This is a genomic window from Streptomyces sp. S6 (genome assembly GCF_054880855.1).
Genome location: NZ_JBTYMC010000600.1, coordinates 1 through 1,745, shown reverse-complemented (window position 1 = coordinate 1,745; position 1,745 = coordinate 1). Strand labels below are relative to the sequence as shown.

The 1,745-nt window shown below is 67.6% G+C and carries 2 protein-coding genes; both read left to right on the top strand.

All coding sequences use genetic code 11. The features are described from left to right. Positions 1-190: 190 nt before the first annotated feature. Complete coding sequence (locus ACVNF4_RS35670) at positions 191-574, top strand: transposase (RefSeq protein ID WP_461806986.1); 384 nt, start codon at positions 191-193, stop codon at positions 572-574. Between the two features lie 17 nt (positions 575-591). After that, complete coding sequence (locus ACVNF4_RS35665; protein WP_461806985.1) at positions 592-1,599, top strand: IS3 family transposase; 1,008 nt, start codon at positions 592-594, stop codon at positions 1,597-1,599. The last annotated feature ends 146 nt before the right edge of the window (positions 1,600-1,745 follow it).

Here is a 1,745-nt window from a genome sequence, read left to right as displayed (position 1 = left end):
ACCAGGTAGCGGATCGCGTCGAGTATGGCCCGGTGGCAGTACGCCTCCGGCTGTCCGCCCCGGCCGCGCAGCCAGCCCGGCACGGGCAGCAGCGGCCGGGCCACGGTCCACCCCTCTCTGTCAGCCTTGGGTGAGACGCCCCGCTTCGTCGGGTTAGCCTGAGAGGGCACGACAGGAGAATCACCCCCTCATGACCAGCACCACCCCCGCCGAGTCCGATCCGGCTCCCCGACCCAAGCGCCGTTCCTTCAGTCCCGAGTACAAGCTGCGGATCGTGGCCGAGTACGACGCCGCGCCCAAGAACGAGAAGGGCGCGGTCCTGCGCCGCGAGCGCCTGTACCACTCGCACGTCAAGGAATGGCGGGCCGCGCGGGATGCCGGGGCCCTGGAGAAGCTGGTCGACAAGCGCACCAGCCCGGCCCGGCCGAAGAAATCCGCCGCCGAGGCCGAGAACGAGAAGCTGCGCCGCCAGGTGGAACGGCTGGAGAAGGAACTGGCCCGGAACAAGGCCGCGTTGGAGGTAATGGGAAAAGCTTCCGCGCTCTTGGAAATGATCTCCGAGGGCGCGGACTGAAGGCTGCCGCCGACCCGGTGGTCGACGACGCGTTCACCGGCGTCGCGGGCAGGCTGGGCATCACGGCCGCGTGCCGTCTGACCGGCCGCTCCAGGGCCACCCACTACCGCCGGCTGCGTCCGGCGCCGCCGCGCAGGCTCCGCTCGCCGTACGTCCAGCCCTCGGCCCTGACGGCAGAAGAACGGGCTGCGGTACTGGAGTTGATGAACAGCGTCGAGTACGCCGAGCTGCCGCCCGCACAGATCTGGGCCCGCGAGCTGGATGCCGGGCGCTACCACTGCTCGGTCTCCACGATGTACCGGATCCTGCGCGAAAAGGGTCAGTCCGGCGAACGCCGCCGCCAGGCCACCCATCCGGCGAAGACGGTGCCCGAGCTGGTGGCCACCGCACCATCGCAGGTGTTCACCTGGGACATCACCAAGGCAGCCGGACCGGTCAAGGGCGTCTGGTATCACGCCTACGTCATCATCGACATCTTCAGTCGATACGTCGTCGGCCACACTGTCGAGCGAGCCGAATCAGCGGCGCGGGCCGAGGAGTTGATCCGCGAGACCATCGCCCGCAACGGCATCGTGCCCGAGACCGTGCACGCCGACCGCGGCACCTCGATGACCTCCAAGAAGGTTTCGCAGCTGCTGATCGACCTCGGCGTCACACGGTCGCACTCGCGGCCGAAGACCTCCAACGACAACCCCTACAGCGAGGCTCACTTCAAGACCACGAAGTACATGTCCGACTACCCCGAACGGTTCGATTCGCTGGCCCATGCCCGCGAGTGGTTCGACGCGTTCATCGCGTACTACAACCACGAGCACCGGCATTCGGGCATCGGCTGGCACACGCCCGCCAGCGTGCACTTCGGCACCGCCGAGGAGGTCCACGACCAGCGAGCTGTCACCCTCGCCGATGCATACGCCCGCCACCCCAAACGCTTCGGCCGCCGCCCCCGACCACCCCGGATACCCCAGCAGGCATGGATCAACGACCCGGCCAAACGCAGGGAACCCGCACCACAAACCTCATAGCGTCACGACCGTCTCACTGGACTTGAAATCTTCCGCACTCCGCGTCCGTCATGTCCGAGGGATACCGCCGAACACGTTCCGGGTGATCGGCCGCGTTTCCGAACCGGTGAGCGACACAATCACACGCCGGTGCAGCCGAGTTGAAC